Source organism: Acinetobacter sp. ANC 4169 (assembly GCF_002135355.1).
GTDB lineage: Bacteria > Pseudomonadota > Gammaproteobacteria > Pseudomonadales > Moraxellaceae > Acinetobacter.
The window spans coordinates 36,262-59,329 of sequence record NZ_NEGE01000013.1 but is presented as its reverse complement, the minus strand read 5'-3'; the positions used below and the strand labels follow the sequence as shown (position 1 = coordinate 59,329).

General features: G+C 40.2%; 23 protein-coding genes. 14 read left to right on the top strand and 9 right to left on the bottom strand.

Annotated elements, in window-relative coordinates:
• Position 1: 1 nt before the first annotated feature.
• The 4 genes from B9T26_RS11135 to B9T26_RS11120 are packed head-to-tail and all read left to right on the top strand — an operon-like array spanning position 2 to position 3,586.
• Positions 2-1,030, top strand: a complete 1,029-nt coding sequence (locus B9T26_RS11135) for a glycosyltransferase (protein WP_086199765.1) — start codon at positions 2-4, stop codon at positions 1,028-1,030.
• A complete protein-coding gene (locus tag B9T26_RS11130; protein WP_205666419.1) occupies positions 1,027-1,782 on the top strand; it encodes a polysaccharide deacetylase family protein in 756 nt (251 codons plus the stop codon). Before B9T26_RS11135 ends, B9T26_RS11130 begins: the two co-directional genes overlap by 4 nt.
• Positions 1,776-2,555, top strand: a complete 780-nt coding sequence (locus B9T26_RS11125) for a glycosyltransferase family 2 protein (RefSeq protein WP_086199763.1) — start codon at positions 1,776-1,778, stop codon at positions 2,553-2,555. Before B9T26_RS11130 ends, B9T26_RS11125 begins: the two co-directional genes overlap by 7 nt.
• On the top strand, positions 2,552-3,586 hold the full coding sequence (locus B9T26_RS11120) for a glycosyltransferase (RefSeq protein WP_086199762.1): 1,035 nt from the start codon (positions 2,552-2,554) through the stop codon (positions 3,584-3,586). Before B9T26_RS11125 ends, B9T26_RS11120 begins: the two co-directional genes overlap by 4 nt.
• Here B9T26_RS11120 and B9T26_RS11115 read toward each other — a convergent pair whose 3' ends face one another.
• Genes B9T26_RS11115 through B9T26_RS11105 form a run of 3 tightly spaced genes read right to left on the bottom strand, consistent with a single transcriptional unit; the run spans position 3,587 to position 6,470 of the window.
• Positions 3,587-4,477 carry a hypothetical protein gene (locus B9T26_RS11115; protein ID WP_086199761.1) on the bottom strand — a complete coding sequence of 297 codons (891 nt, stop codon included), beginning with the start codon at positions 4,475-4,477 and terminating at the stop codon, positions 3,587-3,589.
• Between the two features lie 39 nt (positions 4,478-4,516).
• The gene (locus B9T26_RS11110; RefSeq protein ID WP_086199760.1) at positions 4,517-5,620 is read right to left on the bottom strand and encodes a glycosyltransferase; all 1,104 of its coding nucleotides are present in this window, start codon (positions 5,618-5,620) and stop codon (positions 4,517-4,519) included.
• A gap of 4 nt (positions 5,621-5,624) precedes the next feature.
• The gene (locus B9T26_RS11105; RefSeq protein ID WP_086199759.1) at positions 5,625-6,470 is read right to left on the bottom strand and encodes a glycosyltransferase family 25 protein; all 846 of its coding nucleotides are present in this window, start codon (positions 6,468-6,470) and stop codon (positions 5,625-5,627) included.
• Between the two features lie 281 nt (positions 6,471-6,751).
• Here B9T26_RS11105 and rfbB point away from each other — a divergent pair, with 281 nt between their 5' ends.
• Genes rfbB through B9T26_RS11075 form a run of 6 tightly spaced genes read left to right on the top strand, consistent with a single transcriptional unit; the run spans position 6,752 to position 12,566 of the window.
• Positions 6,752-7,810 carry a dTDP-glucose 4,6-dehydratase gene (gene rfbB, locus B9T26_RS11100; RefSeq protein ID WP_086199758.1) on the top strand — a complete coding sequence of 353 codons (1,059 nt, stop codon included), beginning with the start codon at positions 6,752-6,754 and terminating at the stop codon, positions 7,808-7,810.
• Complete coding sequence (gene rfbA / locus B9T26_RS11095; RefSeq protein WP_086199757.1) at positions 7,810-8,709, top strand: glucose-1-phosphate thymidylyltransferase RfbA; 900 nt, start codon at positions 7,810-7,812, stop codon at positions 8,707-8,709. Before rfbB ends, rfbA begins: the two co-directional genes overlap by 1 nt.
• On the top strand, positions 8,696-9,556 hold the full coding sequence (locus tag B9T26_RS11090; RefSeq protein ID WP_086199756.1) for a WxcM-like domain-containing protein: 861 nt from the start codon (positions 8,696-8,698) through the stop codon (positions 9,554-9,556). The genes rfbA and B9T26_RS11090 overlap by 14 nt, the downstream gene beginning before the upstream one ends.
• On the top strand, positions 9,553-10,602 hold the full coding sequence (locus B9T26_RS11085) for an acyltransferase family protein (RefSeq protein WP_086199755.1): 1,050 nt from the start codon (positions 9,553-9,555) through the stop codon (positions 10,600-10,602). Before B9T26_RS11090 ends, B9T26_RS11085 begins: the two co-directional genes overlap by 4 nt.
• The gene (locus B9T26_RS11080; protein WP_086199754.1) at positions 10,599-11,726 is read left to right on the top strand and encodes a DegT/DnrJ/EryC1/StrS family aminotransferase; all 1,128 of its coding nucleotides are present in this window, start codon (positions 10,599-10,601) and stop codon (positions 11,724-11,726) included. Before B9T26_RS11085 ends, B9T26_RS11080 begins: the two co-directional genes overlap by 4 nt.
• Positions 11,727-12,566 (top strand): glycosyltransferase, encoded by an 840-nt coding sequence (locus B9T26_RS11075; protein ID WP_086199753.1) that lies wholly within the window; start codon positions 11,727-11,729, stop codon positions 12,564-12,566.
• Between the two features lie 89 nt (positions 12,567-12,655).
• Here the strand turns inward: B9T26_RS11075 and B9T26_RS11070 are convergent, their stop codons facing one another.
• From B9T26_RS11070 to B9T26_RS11055, 4 genes are all read right to left on the bottom strand, one after another.
• Entirely contained in the window at positions 12,656-12,874 is a 219-nt protein-coding gene (locus tag B9T26_RS11070) for a hypothetical protein (RefSeq protein WP_086199752.1), read from the bottom strand.
• A gap of 120 nt (positions 12,875-12,994) precedes the next feature.
• Positions 12,995-13,861, bottom strand: a complete 867-nt coding sequence (locus B9T26_RS11065) for a lysophospholipid acyltransferase family protein (protein ID WP_086199751.1) — start codon at positions 13,859-13,861, stop codon at positions 12,995-12,997.
• 363 nt (positions 13,862-14,224) lie between these two features.
• The gene (aspS, locus tag B9T26_RS11060; protein WP_086199750.1) at positions 14,225-16,015 is read right to left on the bottom strand and encodes an aspartate--tRNA ligase; all 1,791 of its coding nucleotides are present in this window, start codon (positions 16,013-16,015) and stop codon (positions 14,225-14,227) included.
• Between the two features lie 158 nt (positions 16,016-16,173).
• Positions 16,174-16,953: a DUF4184 family protein gene (locus B9T26_RS11055; RefSeq protein WP_086199749.1), complete on the bottom strand. Its 780-nt coding sequence runs from the start codon at positions 16,951-16,953 to the stop codon at positions 16,174-16,176.
• 146 nt (positions 16,954-17,099) lie between these two features.
• Between B9T26_RS11055 and znuD the strand changes: the two genes are divergently transcribed.
• Both znuD and B9T26_RS11045 read left to right on the top strand, forming a co-directional pair.
• Positions 17,100-19,157: a zinc piracy TonB-dependent receptor ZnuD gene (znuD, locus tag B9T26_RS11050; RefSeq protein ID WP_086199748.1), complete on the top strand. Its 2,058-nt coding sequence runs from the start codon at positions 17,100-17,102 to the stop codon at positions 19,155-19,157.
• 106 nt (positions 19,158-19,263) lie between these two features.
• Positions 19,264-20,727, top strand: a complete 1,464-nt coding sequence (locus B9T26_RS11045) for a phospholipase D family protein (protein WP_086199747.1) — start codon at positions 19,264-19,266, stop codon at positions 20,725-20,727.
• Positions 20,728-20,979: 252 nt separating this feature from the next.
• On the opposite strand, the gene B9T26_RS11040 is transcribed toward B9T26_RS11045, so the two are convergent.
• Positions 20,980-21,429 carry a hypothetical protein gene (locus B9T26_RS11040; RefSeq protein ID WP_086199830.1) on the bottom strand — a complete coding sequence of 150 codons (450 nt, stop codon included), beginning with the start codon at positions 21,427-21,429 and terminating at the stop codon, positions 20,980-20,982.
• A gap of 184 nt (positions 21,430-21,613) precedes the next feature.
• Here B9T26_RS11040 and B9T26_RS11035 point away from each other — a divergent pair, with 184 nt between their 5' ends.
• The gene (locus B9T26_RS11035) at positions 21,614-22,087 is read left to right on the top strand and encodes an RcnB family protein (protein WP_086199746.1); all 474 of its coding nucleotides are present in this window, start codon (positions 21,614-21,616) and stop codon (positions 22,085-22,087) included.
• Between the two features lie 85 nt (positions 22,088-22,172).
• Here B9T26_RS11035 and B9T26_RS11030 read toward each other — a convergent pair whose 3' ends face one another.
• The gene (locus tag B9T26_RS11030; protein ID WP_086199745.1) at positions 22,173-22,670 is read right to left on the bottom strand and encodes a phosphate-starvation-inducible protein PsiE; all 498 of its coding nucleotides are present in this window, start codon (positions 22,668-22,670) and stop codon (positions 22,173-22,175) included.
• Positions 22,671-22,831: 161 nt separating this feature from the next.
• On the opposite strand from B9T26_RS11030, the gene B9T26_RS11025 reads away from it, so the two are divergent.
• Positions 22,832-23,041 carry a hypothetical protein gene (locus B9T26_RS11025; RefSeq protein ID WP_086199744.1) on the top strand — a complete coding sequence of 70 codons (210 nt, stop codon included), beginning with the start codon at positions 22,832-22,834 and terminating at the stop codon, positions 23,039-23,041.
• The last annotated feature ends 27 nt before the right edge of the window (positions 23,042-23,068 follow it).

Here is a 23,068-nt window from a genome sequence, read left to right as displayed (position 1 = left end):
CATGAAAATTTTACATATTGCGAATTTTGGCTTTAATAAACAAGGCGCACATTTTTACTGTACAGACCGCAAAATTTCAGCGGGTTTAATTGAAAATGGTCATTTTGTTTATGATTTCAGTTTTCGCGATATGGCACGTATGGGGACGGTGTTTAAAACCAAAAAGCTTGGTGCGAACTGGGCCAATAAAGAAATTCTAAAAATTGTGGATAATATTGAGCCGGACCTGGTTTTAGTGGGGCATAGTGACTTGATGAGTCCGAATGTACTCAAAGAAATCAAGCAGCATTATCCACAAACAAAAATAGCTTTCTGGTACGTTGATCCCCTGTATCTGGAACAGAAACTCGGTTTTGTACGTGAATTTTCACCCTATCTGGATGCCATTTTCTGTACTACCGGAGGTGAGTATCTGAAAAAACTCAAGCAGCCGCATTTAAAAGTGGCGTACATGCCGAATGTGGGACATCGTAATGTTGAGCAGTTAAAACAGTTTGAATCAAGCAATATTGATAAGGAATTTATTTTCTGTGGCGTGGTGTATAAAGAGCCGGAGCGTGAAAAATTCCTGAAAGATTTGGCCGATACCTTAAAGAATAATCATATTCAATATCAGTATTATGGCTGTTTTGACCAACCGGGCGTGTACGGTAAAGGCTATTATAAAGTATTGTCTGAATCGCGTATGGGACTGAACTATTCACGTAAAAATGATGTCACGCTCTATAGTTCGGACCGGATTGTGCAGCTCACAGGCAATGGCTTGTTAACATTTAGTCCACGAATTCCGGGCTTCGATAAACTCTATACTGATCAAGAAATCGTTTACTTTGATGATCAGTTTGATTTGGCTGAAAAAATTAAATTTTATGCAGAACATCCATTTGAGGCGAAGCGTATAGCAGAAGCGGGTTGGCAAAAAACACGCAACAGTTTTAATGCTAAACGCATTAGCCAGTTTATGCTTGAAGTGACGTTTGATCAGCCATTGTCCGAAGCTTATGAATGGTCACATGAGGTATATGCATAATGTGGTTACTGTATGTGGTATTGGGTCTAGTCGTCTTTGCAGCAGTATTATATCTATTGGGAAATTATACCTTTTGGCTGCCATTTCGTAGTGCTAGTTTGCCAAGAATAGTCATGTTGCACCAGGTGGCACCCCATGCTGAAGCTTCAGGCATGAATATGCCACCGGCCAAGTTTGAGCAACTGCTGCAATATCTCACGAAAAAACAGCCTACCTTCTGTTTTGTTTCGGAACTGGATCAGTTTCAGGGACATAAAAATGTCGTGGCCTTATCCTTTGATGATGGTTTTTTAGATAATTATCAATATGCCTATCCTTTGCTGAAAAAATACCATGCCAAGGCGACCATTTTCCTGGCAACACAAATTGAAGGCATTGAAAAGCTCAGTCCAGAACAGATTCGTGAAATGTCTGATTCGGGCATGATCGAGTTTGGTGCGCATACACAGCATCATGTCAATTTGCTGAAACTGTCTGATGAACAAGCTTTTGCAGAAATGCAGGCTTCCAAACAGGATGTCGAAAAGCTGGTGGGACGCTGTCCAAGTTTTGCTTATCCCTTCGGCCGTTTTAATGAAAAGCATCAGCACATGGCCAAAGCAATCGGCTTTAAAAATGCTGTATCTACCCGCAAAAAAATCGAAGCCTATACCACAGATAATCAATTTAATATTCCTCGTGTCAGCACACACGGGGCCATGAATGCCTTGCAAATGCGAATTGCCTTAGCCAAAGGACGTTATAAATTATGAGTATTCCATGTAGTGTTTATATCGTCACTTTAAATTGCGGCGCATGGCTTGAAGACACTTTAAACAGCGTGCGTGATTTTGCTGAAGTGATTATTCTGGATTCTGGCAGCACCGATAATACCTATGCCATTGTCCAGTCATTTCCTAATGTGCGTATTTCACACCAAGACTGGCAGGGTTATGCCGGACAAAAAAGTCTGGCTTTGGCGCAGTGTCAACATGATTGGGTGCTGAATCTGGATGGCGATGAAGTGTTATCCCCCGAGTTGAAGAACGAAATTCAACAGACTATTCAAGCCAATCAGATTGATGCTTTAATCACGCCTATTAATGATGTTTTCCTGGGCGTACCAAACAGTAAACATACAAAAAAGCATGCCAAAGTACGCTTTTTTCGCAAAAATACAGGACATTACGACCTGGAAAATAAAGTCCATGAAAATGTGATTGTGGATGGTCAGAGTGTCCGTGCAGAAGGTGATATTTACCATTACGGTGAATCCAGCATTTTTGTCAAAGTTGAAAAAAACAATCAGTATTCCAATTTGAAAGCTGCCGAGAAATTTCAAAAAGGCAAAAAGCCCAGCTTGTTAAAATTGAGTTTGGTCATGCCGGTGACTTTCTTGAAATCATATTTCATCCGCCGTAGTTGTTTGAATGGCTGGCGTGGTTTTGTGAACAGTATGATTAATGCATTTTATGCTTTTTTAAAAGAAGCCAAGCTGTTTGAACAGTATCAAAATGCGGCCAAGAATAAACAGGACAAGCCATGAAGATTGTTCAGGTTTTGGCGACTAGTGGCGGTGTTGGAGGTTTAGAACAGCACACATTTAATTTGGTTAATGAAATGTCATTGCAGCATGAGGTGCATATGATTGCGCATCCATGTTATGCAGAAAAGTTTAATCAGCATGTACATTTTCATCCACTCGATTTTGCCCGTAGTCGCTGGAATATCTTTTTATTGTGGCAACTGAAATCGCTCATTCAGCAGATTCAGCCTGATATCGTGCATGCCCAGGCAGGCAAGGCGGCTGAACTTATTTCTAGGATTCGACCATTTTTAGCCAATCTCAAAGTGGTAACGACCGTTCACGGCACAAAAAAGAATAAGTCGGCTTATTTGGTGGGAGATGCTGTAATTGCAGTCAGCAAAGCACTGACACAGGGTATTCCTGCAGAAAAAGCCCATATTGTTTATAATGGCGTGCATACACAGCCCAGCCTGACAGATGCAGAAAAGCAGGTTTTGAAAGCAGATATTGATAAGAAGTTTCCTGCCTTGGATGCTGGCAAAAAAAATGTGATGTGTATTGGTCGTTTAGAGCCAGTCAAAAATATTGCATTATTGATTCAGGCCATGCAGAGCGTAGATGCCAATTTGTATATCGTTGGCGATGGTTCATTACGGCAGGCACTTGAACAGCAAGTGACTGCATTGAATATGCGAAACCGGGTTGCATTTTTAGGCTTTCGAACCGATGCGCGTAATTTGTTGCAGTTGGCCGATGTCGTGGTGCTTTCATCCGACCGGGAAGGTTTTCCATTGGTCATGGTAGAAGCCTTACAGGCAGACAAAGTCATGGCTGCAACGAAGGTTAATGGGGTGATTGAATGGCTGCCTGAAGCCTATTTGGCTGATATTGGCGATGTACAGGGATTACAACATGCCATTCAAAATGCGTTAAATGCACATGCCCAACAGGATTTTCAGCCCTTATTTGCTCAAGCCAAAGCAGAATTAACGGTGGCTGCAATGACCCAGCAAACGCTCAAGATTTATGAACATTTGCTCAAGGCTTAATTATTTTTTAGCGGATAGACGAATTGCATCCAGTACTACAAAATTATTTTCGGCATTAATGGTGTGGCAGCCATCGTCCTCGCTATTCCAGTCCGGCAATAGCACTTCTAAAAGCTGCTCTTGATAGACTGTCGGGCTAAGTTGAATAATTTCTTTGAGCTCAATATTGCCGCCATAGCGTTTAAGTGAATCTTGGCTTGGTCGAACCAGTTTTTCGTTGTAAATAAACGGTTTGCCTGCCATACGGAACTGTTGCTGACCTTTACATACCGGATTTTGCGGATGTTCTTGCCAGTTTGGATTGAGAATATCCTCAGTAAAGAATAGGTCTAAACGGTCACCAAATTTTTTACAGTTTCTGCGTGTCGAGGTAAACAGGTACCACATGCCTTCATGGTAAAAAGGTGTGCTATCAACTGCTTCAATACCTTCTAAAATATTGGAATGTTTTTTCCATTTTAGTGGAAATTCAACACATTTCCAAAGTTCAACGGTTTTATTGGCACTGGTTTCAGGAACCATATACCAGTCATTTTCGACCTTAAACACGCATGGATAAGACAGGTGATAATCCAGTTTTAAAATGGTTTGTGGTTCTGTATAAGTGCCATCTTTAAAAACTTCTAAAACAGATAAAAAACCTACGGGATGAACATCATCGACTTCTTCAAAGAAAATAAAGTGACGATCATTTTTCTGTACATAAAAGCAGTCTGCAAAGGTAAATTTTCCAGGCGAATGGATTTCAAATAAGTCATGTAATTGCTCTTGGCTTTTTAATGGTTGATCAAGCCAGCCAAAACGCATATACCAGTGGGAATCAAATTTTTTGGCATGCTGGTTTTGTTGAAATTTATACCACTTTTTTAACAAGATACGAGACAATGACATAACAAATTCTCAAAATAAATTAATCGGTGCTTGCTGAATTTAGAGAGCTTCAAAAGCTTTAACCATTTCTGCAATGCTGAGACGTTGCCTATCTTGCTCGCGAATTGCATAAGGTGTGTTTACAACAAGTTCAAGCTGTTTTGCCAAGGCAGAAAGGTCATTTAAAGGCACTAATCCTTGGAGTAGTTCACCTGATGACAGCTGAAATTCCACACCTTCACAACAATTATAGGCGACTACAGGTGTGCCCAATATTAATGCTTCTGGAATAATCAGCGGTGAACCTTCTGTTCTGGAAGATAAAATTAAACTACGGCTTTGTTGAATAAATTGATTGGGCTGGTTTTGCCAACCTAAAAAATCAACGCGATTTTCAAGCTTTAACGCTTGGACTAAAAGCTTTAATTCTTCCAGCATCGGGCCATCGCCCACAATCGCCATGCGGCCCTTCAGATTGGTTTGTGCAAATGCACGTAGCGCAACATCCGGTTGTTTCTCTTCAGACAAGCGCCCTACAAAAATGCTGTCCCATTTTTTTTCACTGGCAGTTTGTGAATCGATATTTTGAGTTAAACGTTCAACATCAATTCCATTATGAATTACTTTAACTGTGACATTTTTGACATGTTTATTCAGCAAATCGGCAATGTCCTGATTAACCACGACCAGTTGTTTGCCCTGAAAAAGAAAGTTACATGCACGCTTGCACTGGATAAATTTTTTCAGTGCTTCTAGATATTTAAAGAAACCTAGGTTTTTCTTCATGACTAAGCCTAAAGAATCACCATGGACCCAGTACCAAACATTGCCAGATAAAATAGGCGACAGCCAAAAGGCATGTGAATGCCCAGCAATAATCGTATCTGGATTCAGATCAGTTATGATCCGCTTTAGCTCATTTTGCTGATCTAGGCTGACACGTTTAAGCTTATTTTTTTTAATACTACCTTGTAAAAACTCAGGGGTGATGTTGAATTTAATAACATCAAGATCAGCGGGGTAGTGAGTGCGAATATGGGTTCCGTCTAACAGTAAAACCGTAACTTGATGACCATTATTTTTTAACCCCACCGCAGTATCAATACAAATCTGTTCTGCGCCACCGCCATACAGGTGATCCTGAATAAAAAGGTATTTTTTCATGATTTTAGTCCTGCTTATGCTGGGAATTTAATGTGTGCAAAACATTTTTATTTTCAGCGATAAATGCAGACAAGCGAATAATTTTCTTAAATAAGAGTAATGAGATAATGCGGGAAAAAACATCATTCTTAATTTTTCGGTAGTTCTTTTTAAAGCGGTTTGGCTTTTTCATGAAAATTTGCCGGTCTGGAGCAATGTTACTTTGCATATCATCATTATGTTCAAAACAATAATAAAATGGTGCCGTGGTTGAACCCTTGAGCAGGTAAGTCCAGTCATCTAAATAAGATAATTTTCTAATTTGCTTTTCAATGAATTTTTGCGCCGTTGCAGGTGTAATGGAATAAGCAAACGCGCCTGTATATAAGTCTTTGGGACCAGACATATTGAAATACAAACCATCTTCACTGCTATAGCCGCGGATTCTGCGACGTGAAGGTTCAGTATGACCACTTAAAAATGCAAATTCTGGATTGGTCTGAATAAGTGATTTCAACTTTTCATTAATGTGATTAAGGTTCACTATCACATCATCTTCAAGAATGATGACACGGTCATAGGCAGTATAATCGCCTTGAGAAAGTCTTTGCCAAATTTTCAGATGGCTTAAGTAGCATCCAAACTCACTTGGACCTAAAGCATGTTCACACTGACCTGCAAATTTGCGGCTTAAATCCAGAAAAACAATATATTCAGGCGGCAGTTTTTTACCATAGACTGCATCAAAAAACTGAAAATCTACTTGAATATCGGGAGTTGCTTGTTTTAAGGCCGTAATCTGTTGAGTAATATTTTGTTGTCTTTCAATGCTATCTTTAAGGGTGATGCATAAAATTAAGATTTTTGCCATATTGATATTCAAATATAAATTGTTGCTAGCGCTATTCTATATTTTTTAGTCGTTAAATTAAACCAATAATAAAATATATAACATCTTGATTTTATTTGTTGATTTTATTGAGTAAGTCTTGAGAAGAACAAGGTTTTATTTGGCGGAAGTATTTCGCTTGAGTAGAGTCAATAATGAAAATTAACAGGATTATTCGTATAAAAAAATTATAAAAAGTAATAAAATGACCAGCCAAACTTCACAAATTTATGATGATCATAAAGTGTCAGGATGAGAAACGAATGAAATATTTAATTACTGGCGGAGCAGGTTTTATTGGCTCAGCAGTTATTCGCTATATTATCAATCATACTCAAGATGAAGTTTTAAATATTGATAAACTCACTTATGCAGGCAATTTAGAGTCTTTAATAGAAGTAGAAAATAATACGCGCTATTCATTTCAACAAATCGACATTTGCGATACAGCCGCATTAGAACAAGCCGTTGCAGGCTTTCAGCCAGATATCGTCATGCATTTAGCGGCAGAATCACATGTAGACCGTTCAATTGATGGTCCCGCGGCATTTATTCAAACCAATATTTTCGGCACATATACATTACTTGAAGTCATGCGCAAATATTGGGCGGCTTTAGATGCGGACAAAAAAGCACATTTCCGTTTTCATCATATTTCAACAGATGAAGTGTATGGCGACTTAGACGGAACAAGCGATCTATTTACCGAAACCACACCCTATGCGCCAAGTTCTCCGTATTCTGCAAGTAAAGCAAGCTCAGACCATCTGGTCCGTGCCTGGTATCGAACGTATGGTTTCCCGACCATTGTGACCAATTGTTCGAATAATTATGGTCCGTATCATTTTCCGGAAAAGCTGATTCCACTGGTTATTTTAAATGCCCTGGAAGGTAAGGCATTACCTGTTTATGGCAATGGTCAACAAATTCGGGACTGGCTCTATGTGGAAGATCATGCCCGTGCTTTATATAAAGTCGCTTCAACAGGCAAGATTGGTGAAACTTATAACATTGGCGGTCATAACGAAAAGCAAAATATTGAAGTGGTGAAAACCATTTGTTCATTACTGGATGAATTAAGACCACGAGCAGATCAGACGACTTACGCATCTTTAATTACTTATGTGACAGATCGTCCTGGGCATGATTTGCGTTACGCGATTGATGCTGCAAAAATTGCCAATGAGCTTAATTGGAAGCCAGAGGAAACCTTTGAAACAGGTATCCGTAAAACAGTTGAATGGTATTTAAATAATTTACAGTGGTGCCGTCGAGTTCAAGATGGTAGCTATCAACGTGAAAGATTAGGTGTGCAATCATAATGTCTATAACTACAAAAGGGATTATTCTCGCCGGCGGTTCGGGTACGCGTTTATATCCTATTACCAAGGGTGTGTCGAAACAGCTTCTGCCAATTTATGATAAACCGATGATCTATTATCCGCTTTCTGTTCTTATGTTGGCGGGAATACAGGATGTATTAATCATTACCACACCAGAAGATAAAGACAGTTTTGAGCGTTTATTGGGCGATGGTTCACAATTTGGAACTCGTCTGCAATATGCAGTTCAGCCAAGCCCTGATGGTTTGGCACAAGCATTTATTATTGGTGAAGATTTTATTGGCGACAGCAATGTTTGCTTGGTGCTTGGCGATAATATTTTTTACGGTCAAGGCTTTACCCCAATGTTGAAACAAGCTGTTGCACGTGGTCAAGGAGCAACTGTATTCGGCTACCAAGTGAAAGATCCTGAGCGTTTTGGCGTGGTTGAGTTTGATGAACAGCGACGCGCCGTATCTTTGGAAGAGAAGCCAAAGCATCCTAAATCTAATTTTGCAGTCACAGGGCTGTATTTTTACGATAATGACGTGATTGAAATCGCCAAACAGGTTAAACCTTCAGACCGTGGTGAACTGGAAATTACCACAGTCAACCAAATGTATCTGGAGCGTGGCGATTTAAATGTTGAGCTGCTGGGGCGCGGTTTTGCCTGGCTAGATACCGGTACGCATAGCAGTCTATTGGAAGCCGCTCAGTTTGTGGAAACTTTGGAAAAACGCCAAGGCTATAAAGTGGCATGTTTAGAAGAAATTGCATTTAATCAAGGCTGGTTAAGCAAGGAACAGGTTTTAGCAATTGGCCAAAGCATGAGTAAAAATGATTATGGTCAGTATTTGATTTCCTTGGTACAACATGGAGCTGGCAATGAATTTAATTGAGTGGGTTGAATTGCCAGATTTGGGCGATCAGAGAGGTTCTCTGGTTGTGGCAGAGTCAAATAAAAATATCCCTTTTGAAGTGAAAAGGCTCTATTACATTTTCGACACTCAAACCGATGTTCCCCGTGGCTTTCATGCACATAAAGAGCTTCATCAAATTGCTTTTTGCTTAAAAGGAAAGTGCAAAATGGTGATGGATAGTGGTAAACACAAAGAGGAAGTCTGGCTGGAAGGTGCCAATAAAGGACTGCGAATTCCACCTCTGGTTTGGCATGAAATGCATGACTTTTCGGATGATTGTTTATTATTGGTTTTGGCCAGTGATCATTATGATGAGTCTGATTATATCCGTAGCTATGATGCTTTCTTAAAAGAAGTCCACAAGCCTTTTATTCATCCTTTAGCAGATGTACAGACACACAAAATCGGCACGGATACACGTGTTTGGCAATATAGTGTGATTCTGGCGCAAGCTCAGATCGGGGCAAACTGCAATATTTGTGCTCATACCCTGATTGAAAATGATGTCCTGATTGGTGATAACGTCACCGTGAAATCAGGGGTATTTATTTGGGATGGCATTACCATTGAAGATAATGCTTTTATTGGTCCATGCGTTGCTTTTACCAATGATAAGCATCCGCGCTCAAAGCAGTATCCGGAAGAGTTTTTAAGAACAGTGGTAGAAGCCGGTGCGAGCATTGGTGCCAATGCTACAATTTTACCTGGAATTAAAATAGGTAAAAATGCAATGGTTGGTGCGGGAGCAGTTGTCACCAAGGATGTACCTGAAAATGCAATTGTTGTCGGTAATCCTGCGACGATTAAGGGTTTTGTTGAAAAATGATAAAACCACTCACCTCATTAAGATTTTTTTTTGCATTATTTGTTTTATTGAGTCATCTTGCTCTTTTACAAGGTTATGAAAATTATCGGCATATATTTGAGAAAATATTTGCTGAAGGTTTTTTAGGGGTAAGTTTCTTTTTTATTTTGAGTGGTTTTATTCTAGCTTATAACTACGAACATAAGTTCGCAGAGAAAAAAATTACCCAAAAAGAATTTTTTATTGCGAGACTCGCAAAAATTTATCCGATGCATTTTGTGACCATACTGGCAGCCTTAATTTTAAGCAGCTTCATGGATGGAAGCGGCAAGTATGTAGCACAAAATGTATTGTTAATACAAAGCTTTTTCCCGAGCGAGAAAATTTTCTTTTCATTGAATGCGCCTTCATGGAGTATTTCAGATGAAATGTTTTTCTATTTATTGTTTCCTTTTATCCTGCTGCTAAGACAAAAAGCAAAACTCGCGATATTTGCAACGTTATTCGCAATCATATTGATGCTGAATGTTTTTTTATCCGAAGAGCAGAAGCATTACTGGCTTTATATTTCTCCGCTCATTAGATTTTCAGACTTTCTTTTGGGAATGATGCTGTTTAATGCGTATGTGAAGCTGAAAGAATGGCGCAATTTAAAAAACTGGTCATTGGCATATTTTGAAATTGTTGCATTGATGATCTTTACTGTATTTTTTGCACTGCATCAATTTGCAGATATGGGCTTAAGATATTCAGTGTATTATTGGATTCCTATGGTTTTGATCATCCTTTCCTTTGCACTATCCAGTGAGGAAAAACAGCCTACGTTCCTGAATCGGTTCCTCTCCAATAAACATATGGTTTGGTTAGGCGAAATCAGTTTCTGCTTTTATTTAATCCATTTGCTGGTGATTCGTTTGGCCGAACACACAGTAGCGCAGTATGCTCTAAAAATGGATGGTTTATTGCTGTCATTGATTATTTTATGTATCTCAATTGGGCTGAGTGCTTTAGCATTCAAATATATTGAAAAACCTTTAAATAGAAAGTTGAAAGAGCGGTTTTTATGATTCCTTTTTTAGATTTAAAAACGATAAATCAACAGTATAGAGCGGAGTTGATAGAGGCATGTACTCGTGTGCTTGATTCTGGCTGGTATATTGGTGGTCAAGAACTGGAAAAATTTGAACAGCATTTTGCTCAGTATTGCGGCACTGAATTTGCTATTGGCGTTGCCAATGGTTTAGATGCATTAATTTTAACTCTGCGTGCCTGGAAAGAGCTGGGTAAACTACAAGATGGCGACGAGGTGATTGTTCCCGCCAATACCTATATTGCAAGTATATTGGCAATTACTGCGAACAACTTAACTCCTGTGCTAGTTGAACCGGATGAGCAAAGCCTCAACATCTCTCCAGCTGCTATTCAGGCTGCAATTACAGCGAAAACCAAAGTCATCTTGCCTGTACATTTATATGGTCAATTGGCGGATATGCCAAAAATCATGCAAATTGCACAACATCATAATTTATTGGTGCTTGAAGACTCCGCGCAAGCACATGGTGCCGAAATTGATGGGAAGAAAGCAGGGAACTGGGGCGATGCTTCAGGATTCAGTTTTTATCCGGGGAAAAACCTGGGTGCATTGGGTGATGCCGGGGCGATTACCACCAATGATGCTGAACTTGCGCAGACTTTAAAAGCTTTGCGTAACTACGGCTCACACGAGAAATATAAAAATTTGTTTGCGGGCGTGAATAGCCGTTTAGATGAAATTCAAGCCGCCATGCTGGATGTAAAGCTGAAATATCTAGATGAGGAAGTAGTAAAACGTCGACAAATTGCTGCGTTGTATTTAAGCCAAATCCAAAACCCTTTTATGACTTTACCTTTAACGGGTGGAGATGCTCAGCAATATGAGCAGCATGTATGGCACTTGTTTGTGATTCAATCAGAGTATCGTAATGAGTTGCAAAACTATTTAAAAGAAAATGGCGTACAGACCTTAATTCATTATCCTATTCCGCCGCATAAGCAGCTGGCTTATAAAGAATGGAATGGTTTAAGTTTCCCTATAACTGAACGCATCCATACACAAGTTTTAAGTTTGCCTATGGGACCAACTCAAACTTTAGAAGAAACTCAAAAGGTGATTGAACTATGTAATGCTTTTGCACCTGTAGGGAGAGTTTAAATGCAGCCTTTAGTTTCAATAGTGATCCCTTGCTATAATCATGAAAATTATATTGAAGATAGCATTCAAAGCATTATTAATCAGACCTATCAGCGTATTGAATTAATTATTATTGATGATGGTTCTAAGGATCAATCTGTTGAAAAAATACGGGCAATGCTACCTGTCTGCGAACAGCGTTTTGAACATATCTATTTCAACACACGCCCAAATAAAGGCTTATGTGCGACGTTGAATGAAGCATTGACGCATTGTCAGGGAAAGTATGTCAGCATTATTGCTTCTGATGACATGATGCTGGCGCATAAAACGCAGCTGCAAGTCGATTATTTGAAACAGCATCCGGAAGTAACGGGTGTTTTTGCTGGGATTGAACTGATTGATTCTAATAACCGGGTTATAGATCAAAGAGTATCTGCTCGTACTGAATATAGCTTTGATGATATTTTATTAAATCTGCATGACTTACCCACTTTAACTCAAATGTTTCATTTAAAAGATATTATGGACGTTGGAGGATATGACGAAAGCATTAAAGTGGAAGATTGGTATATGTTGCTCAAGTTAACCCAGCAACAAAAAATCTTAAAATATATCCCCGAAGTGGTTTGTCAGTATCGAATTCATGATGAGAGTTTTTCACAGAATGGATTAAAAATGGCTGAGGAAATGATGAAAGTCATTCAGCCATATCGTCAAGAAAAAAGTTTTTTGGATGCTGAATTCAAGATTAACCGTTCAATCTTAAAGTATCATTATAAGAAAAAAGGTGCTTTTGTTTATTATCCGGTTAAATATGCAGTGTATTTAAAATACTGGTTCAACAGAATATTTGCTTAAATTGAAGGCTACCATAACAGGCATAGTCACACGAGTCCAATGATGTGTTTGTGGGGCTATGCCGTATGTCTTTGGGTTAGATGATTTGATTATTCCTTATCCGGATTACCCTTCAATACCATATAAATCAAGCCGACAAAAATAAGTAAGGCCCCACCTAAACTACTTACACAAAAATAAAGAATGCGTTCATTGGTATCCATGTTAAATAAGCCATTGGCCAAAATGTAACGCATGAAAAGCCATTGCGCGATAGAGAACACAATGATCATGATGCCACGATTACGAACAGCAGGACGCATAGCCATAGCTTGCTTAACTCAATAATGGAAAAACAGGGCTATTATGCCATTAGCAACCATCAATCTCAATTCATTCCATTTGAGTGTTCGGCTGACCTAATTCAAGATGTGAAGGGAAATACACGTTTAAACTCTATAGGGGTTAACGTTTCCATAACAATTTCTAAAACGTTTATAAGACCAGATATATTGCTCCGGCATTTTTGTAATCATGAGCTCCATTTCCTGATTTAAGCATTCCACACTTTTTTGCAGATCTTTTGATAAAATCTCAGTGGATAGGGGAACACATTGAACAGCAAAACTGGAGGTATCAGGATTTCTTATACAGCTTAAACCAATTACATTGCACTGAGTTTTATATGCCAATTTAGAAACAATGGTGGCGGATAAGGTATTTTGCTGAAAAAAATGAGCATAAATTCCTCCCGAAGGTTTAGGTAAATGATCGGGAAGAATGACGGTAAGGCCACCTTGCTTTAAGTGTTTGAAGATAGCACGTACACCAGTTTCATCGGCTGGCACTAATACTGCATTGGTCTTTTGACGCGATTCTAAAATATAGCGGTTAATGCCTTTTATCTTATTCGGCTTATACATAATCATTGGCTGAGTATGAGTGCAGAGCCAGGCATTCAAGAGTTCCCAGTTACCAAAATGAGGAACCACCACAATCACACCCTTTTTATTTGCTAGCGCCTCAGTTAAGACATCTTCACCATTGATATTTTTCAGTAAGTTTAAGCTATAACAGGGCGACATACCCCAGCATTTAATGCATTCTACATAGCTTAAGCATTGGCTTCGAATACTGTCATGGAGCAGTTTTGATCTTTGTGCCGCTGTCAATTCTGGATAAGCAAGCTTTAAATTAATACAAGTTATGCGTTTAAAGGATGAATTTCTTATACACAGTAACCATGCTACAAAGCAGGCCAGATTTTGCAAAATGGGTAAAGGTAGCAAGGCTAAAACTTTTAGAATGAAATACATGATTTGTTAGAATAGACTCTTAAGATATGAGGCTGGATTAGAATTTTGGCAAGAGTCTAAAAATCTAAGATAGAACTGATCAAAAAAGAAGAGAGTCTTAAGAACAAAATATAAGCAATTAAATCAATGTAATATTGTACACATGGGTTCAATTCTTAAACAGGATAGCATATAGCGTTTAAGAAACTATTATCAAAAATCATCAAAATTTTAATCATTGTTTATTCTATTTTTGAAGCAATAAAAAACCCTGCATAAAGCAGGGTTTTTTATTGCTCGCTAAAGAAGAATTAAGCTTCTGCTTTAGCGAGCAATAAAAAACCCTGCTTTATGCAGGGTTTTTTATTGCTCGCTAAAGAAGAATTAAGCTTCTGCTTTAGTTTCAGCTTTAGGTTTTTCGCGTAAACGAATACCAAGGTCACGCAATTGGTTCGCTTCAACTGGCGCAGGCGCTTGAGTTAAAGGACATTCCGCAGTTTTAGTTTTCGGGAATGCAATCACGTCACGGATTGAAGATGCACCAGTCATCAACATTACAAGACGATCAAGACCGAATGCTAAACCACCGTGAGGAGGCGCACCGAATTTCAACGCGTTAAGCAAGAAGCTGAATTTCTCTTCTGCTTCTTCTTCACCAATGCCAAGCGCTTCAAAGATCGCTTTTTGCATTTCAAGGTTGAAGATACGAAGTGAACCACCACCGATTTCAGTACCGTTCAATACCATATCGTAAGCAACAGACAATGCTGCACCTGGGTTGTTTTTCACTTCTTCAACGCTTGATTTTGGAAGCGTGAATGGGTGGTGAACAGAAGTCCATTTACCATCATCAGTTTCTTCGAACATAGGGAAGTCAACAACCCAAAGTGGAGCCCACTCGCAAGTCGCCAATTTCATGTCGTGACCGACTTTAATACGTAAAGCACCCATTGCATCATTTACAACTTTGGCTTTGTCCGCACCAAAGAAGACGATATCGCCATTTTCAGCACCAACACGTTTCAACAAATCAAGCACGATTGGCTCGATGAATTTAACGATTGGAGACTGAAGACCTTCGATACCTTTTTCAAGTTCGTTGACTTTAATGTAAGCCAAGCCTTTCGCACCGTAGATACCCACGAATTTAGTGTATTCGTCAATCTGGCTACGTGGAAGCGCGCCAGCACCTGGAACGCGAAGTGCAACAATACGGCCTTTAGGATCTTTAGCAGGGCCTGCAAATACTTTGAACTCAACGTCTTGCATCATGTCTGCAACGTCAACAAGTTTCAAAGGAATACGCATATCCGGTTTGTCAGATGCATAGTCGCGCATTGCATCTGCGTAAGTCATACGCGGGAATTTGTCGAATTCAACGTTTAGAAGTTCTTTGAACATCTTAACAGTTAAACGTTCCATTAAATCCATGATGTCATCGTCACTCATGAACGATGTTTCAACGTCGATTTGGGTGAATTCGGGCTGACGGTCAGCACGTAAGTCTTCATCACGGAAACATTTAGCAATTTGGTAGTAACGATCAATACCACCAACCATCAACAACTGTTTGAACAGCTGTGGAGATTGTGGAAGTGCGTAGAAGCTACCGTTAGAGACACGACTTGGCACTAAATAGTCACGTGCGCCTTCAGGTGTCGCACGGGTCAAGATCGGAGTTTCAACGTCTAAGAAACCATTTTCTTCGAAGTAGTTACGAATCAGGTTGGTTAATTTAGAACGGAAACGTAGGCGATCTAACATTTCTGGACGACGGATGTCCAGGAAACGGTATTTCAAACGTACTTCTTCAGAAATATTTGTGTTTTCGTCATTTAATGGGAATGGCGGAGTTTCTGACGCAGCAAGAACTTCGATTTCTTTACCAAGAACTTCGATTTGACCGCTAGTGATATTCGCGTTTTCAGTACCTGCATAACGACGACGTACACGGCCTGTAATTTTTAATACGAATTCTGAACGTGATTTGTCCGCAGTTGCGAATGCTTCAGGAGTATCTGGGTCAATAACCACTTGAACTAGACCGTCACGGTCGCGCATGTCAAGGAAGATTACACCACCGTGGTCACGGCGACGGTGTACCCAACCGCATAATGTTACGGTTTGGTCAATTTGGGCTTCAGTAAGAGAGCCGCAGTAATGAGTTCGCATCATAGCGTTAGAAATCCAACTATATGGGTTAAGGAAAGCACATACGTAAACAGCGTACTGCTTTTATTCGAATGGGAGATTATGCCTCTTTTTGGTTATTTTGTCACAAGGACTTCAGCTTAAAACAATAAAAAAGCATGCTGCAAAAGGGCAAAAACAGCTTAGGCCGATGATTTAGAGAAAATATCTGTGCTTGATTTTAAGATCAGGAAAATGAGGCTGCCCCCTGTAAATGTCGCTAATAATGCCCGAAAAAAATAATTAATCGCTTTGCCGACATAGCTATATAAATCATGAACAAAGGCTTCAGAATATATGCTTTCAGCAAAATAAACATAACTGGCAATGCCTGCCAGTAGTGAAAGTGCAGACCAAGCATAAACATAGCATTTGATATTTTGATTGACAGCATCAGCACTGCGGTATTGGCAGTGGTGGCGGTAAATCATCCAGCCTAAAACCGGTAGCGCTAGAGCAGATAGCCCAATTTGTAACACGCGGTGTAAAGGATAGCTGTGATCCAACAGATTTACAGGCTGCATCAAAAAATTTTTAAATGCAAAAGTCCGAAAATCGACATGGGTGAGTCCATCCCAAAGGATATGTGTTGTTGTTCCAATTAAAATAGCAGCCATCATACTGAGCATAAAACCGCAAAAACGATTAAGGCTTTGGATATTTAATGGTTTGTTTAAGCCGAAAAATGCGAACAGCATTGGGCGGTAAAGGCTATACCAAATCAGACAGAACAGCAGCCCCACTAATAAATCTGGAATAATCAAGCCAGACCATTGATGCGAGCCGTTGTAATCGGCATTGGTAAATAAACGAAATAAATCCGGCACCATGGTTCCTATCGCTAGGGCAGCTATGGGCAATCGATTTCCAGTAAGTTTGGAAATAGGTGGGGCAAGTACCGCGTGAGATAAGGTAAAAGGCATCTAAAATTATTTAAGGATTAATCATTATGGAATAGAACTTGAAATAGTTTAACTCAAGCATCAGAAATGAAATGTTTTTTATTGCAAAAAAAAATGAAATGTTATAATATAACATAATTCAAAAATCGCAGCCTTGAGTCCGTTCCATGCTTTTTCATAAGAATTTAATTACCCTGTCTATTTTTGCTGTTATTGCCCCGGCTGTTTTTGCTGATGAGGATTCTCAAACTCAACAACTCGCCACCCTTAAATTGCAGGCACATCCTTTAGTCCAGTCGGCTGCAGATTTTGCAGTAGCCGATCAAGTGATTGATCACAAAAAGCTTGCCGAAGGTGGCACGACCATTGGTGATGCTTTGACAGGTGAGCTTGGAGTATCTTCAAACCAGTATGGTTCAGGTTCAAGCCGTCCGGTAATTCGCGGACAGGATGGCGCACGCGTTAAAGTCTTGCAACATGCTTCTGAAACAGCAGATGTATCCACGCTTTCACCAGACCATGCAGTAACTGTTGATCCTATTTTGGCGAAACAGGTTGAAATCATTCGTGGACCCTCGACTTTGCTGTATAGCGCAGGAACAGTGGGTGGGCTAGTGAATGTCACAGATAATAAGATTCCCACCCAAATGCCTGAAAAGGGTTATGAAGGTCAGGTGGGCTTACGCTATAACTCGGGTAGTGATGAAAAACTGGCGAGCGCTGGTGCTACGGTTGCTTTAACTGATCAAGTGGCTTTACGTGTTGAAGGATCAAAACGGGATGCCAACAGTTATATTGCGCCAGATTATGTTCATGAGGGTGAAAAAGAACGTCGTGTAGACAATACTTTTGCAAAAGGCGAAACGGTAAATGTGGGTTTATCCTGGATTCACGACCGCGGTTTTAGCGGGATTTCATATAGCAACCGTCAGGACCAGTATGGTTTGCCGGGACATAGCCATGAATATGAAGATTGTCATCCGCATGATAACGAACTTTTTTGTGGCGACCATGCAGGCCATGTGCTGAACCATGATGGACATGATCATGATGAAGAACACGCTCATGCCGCTGGGCCATGGGTCGATTTAAAATCAGAACGTTATGATTTACGTACGGAATTGTCTGAACCATTTGCAGGATTTCAAAAGCTTCGCGCCCATGCCAGTTATACCGACTATAAACATGATGAAATTGAAGAAGATAATATTGCCACGACTTTCAAGAGCCAAGGCTATGATGCACGTTTAGAACTGCTGCATCATCCTATTGCCAACTGGGAAGGGGTTATCGGTGGGCAGTATAATCAGCAAAAGCTAAATATTACTGGCGAAGAATCTTTACTTGATCCGACCAAAACCCAAAAGTGGAGCCTGTTTGCCTTAGAGCATAAGCAGTTTAATGATGTTCATGTGGAACTGGGCGCACGTTTAGATCAGCAGAAAATTGCGATTGATTCGAACAAAAAAGATTTTGATGATTATGGTTTCTCTTATTCAGGCGCCGTGAACTGGGAATTTGCACCGAGTTATAAATTGTCGCTGGTTGGCTCTCATCAAGAACGTTTACCTTTGGCGCAAGAACTATATGCCAATGGCAAGCATTTCGCGACCAACACTTATGAACGTGGCAATGAAAATTTAGCTGCAGAAAAATCCAACAATCTGGAGCTTGGTCTGCATTATGAGCAGGATAAGTTTGATTACCATGTGCATGTCTATCACAACTGGTTTGATAACTATATTTATGCCCAGACCCTGGATAATTTTAAAGATTTTCGCCTGGTTGAATATACCCAGGACAAGGCCAAGTTCTATGGCGCTGAAGCAGAAGCTTCTTATGCCTTAAGCGATACTTATAAACTGGGTGTGTTTGGCGATTATGTCCGTGGCAAAATTGACAGTGAAAATGCACCGCGTGTTCCGGCAGGCCGCCTCGGTACAAAAGTGGATGCAAGTTTTGATGATCACTGGTCAGGTTTGGCTGAGTATTACCATGTGTTTAATCAGGGCAAGATTGCCAGTTATGAACAAGAAACCGATGGCTATAACATGCTGAATGTGGGGCTGTCTTATGCCGGTCAATTGAAAGATCGCAATGATTACCGCGTCTATTTCAAAGCCAATAACCTGCTGGATGAACAGGTCTATTCGCATGCATCATTCCTGCCCAATATTCCGCAAGTGGGGCGTAACTTTACTGTCGGTTTGGAATTCGGTTTTTAAGCTGAAGCTGGGCAGGATATGCCAGTTTCAACTGGCATCACAGAAATCCTCTTGATAAATCAAGCAATAAAACCTAGTCTGATGGCATTGGACTAGGTTTTTTGTTATGCGTATTTTTCAACGAATTCATCAGAAATTGAATTGGTCACGCCGTCGTTATGTCAGTGTGATTATCGGTTTGCTGGCTTTGGGATATCTCTCATCGGCCATTTATCATACCTATAAACCCTTGCCGGAAGGCCTGGATTTTAGTGGTAAGTTGCGGCATGCCGAGGTGAAGTTTATTGCAGACCAAACCTATCTGGACGCGAGTGGAAAACAGCAGCAAGACCATCATATTTTTAATGAAATGTTAAAAATGATTGATGAGGCACAAAGTACCATTGTGCTGGACATGTTTTTATTCAATAGTGAAGTCGGGGAGTCGACGCTGCCCCATCGAACACTGGCGCAACAACTCACCGATGCCCTGATTTTAAAACGTGGGGTGCAGCCAAATATTGAAATTAAGGTGATTACCGACCCGATTAATTCTGTTTATGGTGGTCTTGCACCCGAGCATTATCGTCAGTTGCGTAATGCAGGTATTGATGTGATTGAAACGGATTTAAGACCGTTACGCGCATCCAATCCATTATGGTCTGGCTTTTGGTATCTCTGTTGTCAGGATGCCGGCAATAATCCTGAAAAAGGCTGGTTAAACAATCCGTTTGGGAAGGAAAAAATTACCCTGCGCAGCTACTTTAACCTGTTTAATTTTAAGGCCAATCACCGTAAAACCCTGGTGGTCGATACGGCACAGGGCTGGAAAGCATTGGTGACTTCTGCCAATCCGCATGATGGCAGTTCCCGTCATTCCAACGTTGCCTTGCTGGTATCGGGGAATACAGCCATTGATGTCTTGAAGACCGAGCAGGCGGTGGGCCGGATGTCCAAAGGCGATATTCCGATGGTGATTGTGGGTGAATTTGAAGCTGAAAAATCTTTACCCCAGGTTCAGGTCCTGACAGAAAAAGCGATTTACGATGCAACACTCAAACTGATTGAGACCGCTAAACCTAAAGAGCAGATTGATCTGGCCATGTTCTACTTGTCTGAACGGCATATTGTGAAAGCCCTGATTGCAGCGCATGAACGTGGAGTTAAAGTCCGGGTTCTGCTGGATCCGAATAAGGATGCGTTTGGGCGTAAGAAAAATGGCATTCCCAACCGGCAAGTCGCCTCTGAATTGAATGATGCGGGTGTGCCTGTACGTTGGTGTAATACCCAAGGTGAACAATGCCATAGCAAGATGATCATTAAATCATATGCACAGCAGTCTGACTTGATTCTGGGTTCCGCCAATTTCACTGCACGGAACATTAAAAACTATAATCTGGAAACCAATTTACGCGTGGTCGGTTCATCACAAGCGCCAGTGTTTACCGATGCTCAAGCTTATTTTGATACCGCTTGGTCGAATCTGGATGGTAAAAATATGAGTGTCGATTACCGTCAATATGCAGATGAATCGAAACTGAAATATCTGATTTACCGTTTTATGGAGTGGAGCGGGTTGTCGACGTTTTAAGTCCCTCATTCCCTTGCGGAATATATTCCTCATCCCAGAGGGAGAAGGAGTTCCCTCTCCTTTTAGGAGAGGGCTAGGGAGAGGTGAAAAATAAATTGCAATTATTTTGAATCCCTCCTTGCGAAGCAGTGCTTCTCACCCTTTGATGAAGGGAGGAACTATTTTATTTAAATATTAATAAGATAGAAGGAAAGTCCCTCTTTGAAAAAGAGGGATTTAGGGAGATTACTAAGCGCATTACGCGCTTTTTTATTATTGCGGATTCGGTGGAACGAGTTTATCCAAATCGGCATCTTTCATTTTATCCAGTTCTTTTAAATCCGTTTTAATTTTCCATTGGCTTTCGTCTTCGATTGGCTGCGGTAAACGCGCTTCTAACCAGTCACAAACGACATCGGGTGAGAAATCTGGATGGTTGCATTGAATCACCCAAGCCAAAAAGTCTTTGGCTTCACCATTCATATAAGGTGGTGGAGATACGGGTAAAAACTGTGTCGGTAAACGTTCATTCTTGGAAATGTAATTCAATACATGACCCAGTTCCTGTACGGTTTGCCATGCCAGTGGATGTTCAATATTGATTTGAAATTTAAACCACCAGGCATGTTGACCATCTGAACCATAAGCATTAATTAAAGATTCTTGAATACTTGGAACCTTGCAAAAGAATTGATGTAGGCGGTCAAAACTTAAATCAGACACTTTGTTTGATCCCATAATAAAAAACAGTATTTTAACATATTCATGATTTGAGCCGAGATCTGTCTGAAGAGAAAATCAGCGAAATATTTAATTTACAAAACTTTGCATTTGCTGTTTTTTTATTCATTTTTTATCCTAAACTAGGGATTAAAATAAGTTTTATATCGTATGTTTGGTGGCTCTTATGAAATTAGCAGTTCTTTGTGCTTTGAGTGGCATGGTGCTCTTGGGAGCTTCTGCAACAACGCAGGCGGAAAATCGCTGGTCAAATTATCGGGGGGTAGATACCACCAAGTATCAACCTCGTCCCTACTATCCGCAAAATCATTATCCACAAAACAGTTATCCTCAAAATAACTATCCTCATCAGCAGCAACATTATCCACAGCACTATCCGAATTATCCGCAGCGTCCACCGCATCATCAGAATTATCCGACTATTCAGAATGGCGTTAGCATTCAATATCAGGCACCTACGACCATTACACAAAACTCTCAAAGCTATAGCTGGGTGAATGGAGATCCGAGAACGGCCCGCATTGAAAGTTCAAGCACCACCTTTATCAGTGATTGGCAACGTTTGGGTTTACCTGCACCGCCGACAGGCACTTATTGGATTTTTGAAAATGGGCGTTATATGTTGGTGCCGAATCGCTGATTTGAAACCTCTCCTTAACCCTCACTTGCGCTTCACTTTAAAAGCAGTGCTTTAAAGTGCGCTCAGGAGAGGGAATCATGCTAGTTCAAGCCAACTCGTCATCTTGTGGGCGTGGTGTTTTACCTTCAGGTAGGGGCTTTTCTGAATGTTTGTCACGAATCACGGAAGGAAAAGTCCAGGAAGCATAACGGACAACTAAAATCGCAAAAGCCAGAATCAGGATTGAACCGGTAATAATGATCAAGTCCATATCCGCCTTATGGTCGTGTTGGATATCTGAGATCAATAAGCGGGTGAGTGCTGTAATGGCGATATAAATCAGAAAGCGAACCGGCATGTGGTTGGTCTTAAAATAGATTCCGACCATCGCGCCCAGTTCTAGATAGATAAACAATAAAAGAATGTCATCAATCGTGGCGAATTGATTGACCGTCAAAATTTCAAATACGGTATGTCCGGCAGACCAGATCACCATACAGCCAATAATAAATAGCGCAATATAGTGAAAGCCTTCTACTGCGATATTACCAAAACGGTCGAGGAAGGCTTCTATCTTTTCTACTTTAGAATCACGGTTTGTCATCTCTACCTCCTATATTTATCAATTGATATTTCATTAAATAACAAGCAAATTTCATGCACATATCAACCGTCAAACAAAAAAACATAATTTTTTTTGTGTTTTTTTTATGCGAAATTCATGTAATGTAGAGAGTGTTGTTTTAAATCTTAGGGAAAAAGAAAATGATAGAAAAAATTCAAACAAAAATTAATGAATTGCAAGCTGGAAAAAAACTCATATTGGGTTCAGGGATTGAAATCAGCCATATGCAAAATATTGTCGATCTATGTGAATCATTGGCGGCTACAGGTGTGATTAAAATTGTAAAGATTAATCATCCAGAACAAAGTGGTAAAAAAACCGCAGATTCAATTATTATTGAAAAAGTTTAAGTCCTTCTGGGACCATAAAAAAACGCC